Raw genomic sequence first — 3,067 nt, 5'->3', positions numbered from 1 at the left:
GCCAGGGCGACGCCGCCGAGCGCGCCCACCGAGACGGCCAGCGCGGTTCCGCTCGTGCCGGGGTAGGGGCGGCCCGGGCCGTACGCGAGCACCGGGTCCTGCCAGACGGCGAGCGTGAGGGCGATACCCACCCCGATCACGGCGGCCCAGCGGAGCAGGCGGCTGACGGTCGGCGTCATCACGGTCACCTCACGCCCGGGGTGCGGTTCGACGGAGAGTGGCGCGCGACGGGAGCGAGGTGTGGGGGGACCGAACTCCCGCCGCGCGCACGCTCCACCGACCGGATGGTGTTACGGGGCGTCCCGGCCGGTGGAACTGATGGGTTCGGTTCTGATCCTGACAGTCCGGGACGGCCGATCGGCCGTCGTTAACCCTTATCTAAGGAAGACTTGCGCCGGTCCACAGCCGAGCCCGTCAACGGGGTCGCGGCCACCGGCGCCCGCCGCTCTTCTGCTCCCGCCCGTCCCGGGCCATCCGGCCGACCAGCCCGAACCGGCTGACCTGCCGGGGAATCGCCTCCGGGTCGGCGAGCAGCATCACCACGCTGGCCCCGCCCAGCCCGGCCCGGTCGATGCTGACCGATCCGTTGGCCTGCAACGCGACCCGTTTGGCGATGTCCAGCCCGAGGCCGGTGGAGCCCCGGTCGCTGGCGCCGCGACGCAGCGCCCGGTCGGGGTCGGCGATGCCCGGGCCGGCGTCGTCGATCCGGATCGCCACCCAGCCGTCCCGCCGGCTCACCGCCACCTCGAACGCGGTGCCCTGCGGCGTGTAGCGGAAGACGTTGCCGATCACCGCGTCGAGGGCGGCGGCCAGCTCGGCCCGGGGCACCGGCGCCGGGATCCGCAGCTGGGCGCCGACCACCCGGTGCGGCCGGTTCTGGTCGCCGGCCAGCGCGGACCAGAACACCATCCGGTCCCGGACCACCTCGCTGACGTCGCAGCTGGCCGGGCCGGTCTCCTGGCCGACCGCCTTGCGGGTGGTCTTGATCAGCTGGTCGACCTCGCCCTCCAGCGTGACGATGGCCTGCCGGATCCGCCGGATGCCGCGGCGGCGGTCCAGTTCCGCCTCGCTGAACGTGCCGATGCTGGTGTCGTCGGACTCCAGCGCCTCGGCGTCCAGCCGCAACGCGGTCAGCGGGGTGCGCAGGCGGTGGGAGAGGTCCGCCACCAGTTCCCGCTCGTCGGCGCGCAGCGCGACCAGGTGCTCCGCCATCCGGTTGAAGGCGTGGCCCAGCTCGGCCAGCTCCCGGGGGCCGGTGGGTTCGACCCGTACCGCGAGGTCGCCGTCGCCGACCGCGAGCGCCGCCTTGACCAGGTCCCCGGTGGCGTCCGCGGTGCGGGCGGCGACCCGGTCAACCACGATCACCGCGGCCCCGACCAGCGCCACCGCCACGGTGAGCAGCAGCAGCCACCGAGCTCCGCCGCCCTCGTCGAGCACCCGGTCGGGGACGAAGACCTCCACCACGGCGACCTTGTCGCCGAGCACCACCGGGTCCAGCCGCAGCACGCCGCCCGGCACCTCGGTGACCACCGAGTGCCGCTCCGCCGCGGCCCGGGCCAGCGTCGCCGTGTCGGCCCGGCCGCGGGACTCGTCGTCGCCGATGCCGTGCACCACCGGTCGCAGCGCCGGGTCGTCCCCGCTGGCCGCCACCGCCCGGCGGACGACTGCCGGGTCGGTGCTGACGGCGAGGGCGCCGGTGACCAGGGCGGCCCGCCGGGCCGCGTCGGCCAGCCGGTCGTCGCGGGAGCGGTCGCCGAGGGTGATCCCGAGGGGGATGAGGAAGGCGAGCGCGACGAGGCTGCACATGCCGGCCGTGAGCCAGGCCAGCGCCGGCCTCAGTCCGGCGCCACCAGCCGGAAGCCGACCCCCCGCACGGTGCGCAGGTAGCGCGGCTTCGCCGCGGACTCGCCCATTTTGCGACGCAGCCAGTACAGATGAACGTCGATTGTCTGGTCCTCGCCGACCGATGGCTGCCGCCATACCTCCTCCAAGAGTTCCCGCCGGGACACTACCCGGCCGGGACGTGCGGCGAGATACGCCAGCAGGTCGAATTCCTTGCGGGTCAGCGCGAGCGGTTCGCCGTCCAGCACCGCGCTGCGCTCGCCGACGTCGACCCGCAGCCCGCCCACCGTGTGCACGGCCGGCTGCACCGACCGGCTGGCCCGGCCGGCCCGGCGCAGCACCGTGGTGATCCGGGCGTCCAGGTGCGCGCCGGTGAACGGCTTGACCATGTAGTCGTCGGCGCCGGCCCGGAGCAGCCGGACCACGGACTGCTCGTCGTCGCGGGCGGTGGCGATGATGATCGGCACGTCGGTGATGCCGCGCAGCATGCGCAGCGCGTCGGAGCCGTCCAGGTCGGGCAGGCCGAGGTCGAGCACGACCAGGTCCGGCGTCTCGGCGGCGACCCGGCGCAGGGCGTCGAGCGCCGTGCCGACGGCGTGTACGGCGTGCCCCCGGTCGGTGAGGGACCGCAGCATCGCGCCGCGTACGACGTGATCGTCTTCGACCAGGAGGACGGTTGCCACGTCAGCACCGTACTCGGCGTGGCAAGTCGATCGCGTTGCGGCACTCTGCGGAACCGGGCAAGCTGGGACGGCGATGACGTTCACCCTCTTCCCCGACACCCGCCTCACGCTCGCCCGCGACTCGCTCGCCGGCCTCTCGGTCGGCGACGCCCTCGGTTCCCAGTTCTTCGTCCCCGGCCGGCACCCGGCGGACCTGGCCGCCGGTCGGCTGCCCGCGCCACCCTGGCAGTGGACGGACGACACCGAGATGGCCTGTTCGGTGGTGGCCGAGCTGGACCGGGCCGGGCGGATCGACCGGGACCGGTTGGCGCTCGCGTTCGCCGAGCGCTGCGAGCCGTACCGGGGTTACGGGCCGGGCGCGGTGACCATCCTGCGGCTGATCCGGACCGGCACCCCGTGGCCGGTCGCCGCCGCGTCCGCGTTCGACGGGCAGGGCTCCTGCGGCAACGGCGCCGCCATGCGGGTCGCCCCGCTCGGCGCCTGGTACGCCGACTCGCCCCGACGCGCCGCCGACCAGGCCCGCGCCGCCGCCGAGGTGACCC

General features: G+C 75.1%; 3 protein-coding genes. 1 reads left to right on the top strand and 2 read right to left on the bottom strand.

What is annotated here, in order from left to right; genetic code table 11:
* Positions 1-414 precede the first annotated feature (414 nt).
* Both ACWEVO_RS33780 and ACWEVO_RS33775 read right to left on the bottom strand, forming a co-directional pair.
* Positions 415-1,806: a HAMP domain-containing sensor histidine kinase gene (locus ACWEVO_RS33780; protein ID WP_452311477.1), complete on the bottom strand. Its 1,392-nt coding sequence runs from the start codon at positions 1,804-1,806 to the stop codon at positions 415-417.
* A gap of 29 nt (positions 1,807-1,835) precedes the next feature.
* Positions 1,836-2,525, bottom strand: coding sequence for a response regulator transcription factor (locus ACWEVO_RS33775; RefSeq protein ID WP_452311476.1), 690 nt, complete (start codon positions 2,523-2,525; stop codon positions 1,836-1,838).
* A 73-nt stretch (positions 2,526-2,598) separates the two neighbouring features.
* Here ACWEVO_RS33775 and ACWEVO_RS33770 point away from each other — a divergent pair.
* The coding region (locus ACWEVO_RS33770; RefSeq protein WP_452311475.1) for an ADP-ribosylglycohydrolase family protein at positions 2,599-3,067 on the top strand (469 nt) is incomplete at its 3' end.

The sequence above is a fragment of the Micromonospora sp. NPDC003776 genome, assembly GCF_053605645.1.
This window is presented reverse-complemented; position numbering and strand designations above follow the sequence as displayed.

Coding starts and splice junctions, on each gene's coding strand:
- ACWEVO_RS33780 (WP_452311477.1), bottom strand. CDS start 1,806: ATGTGCAGCCTCGTCGCGCTCGCCTTCCTCATCCCCCTCGGGATCACC.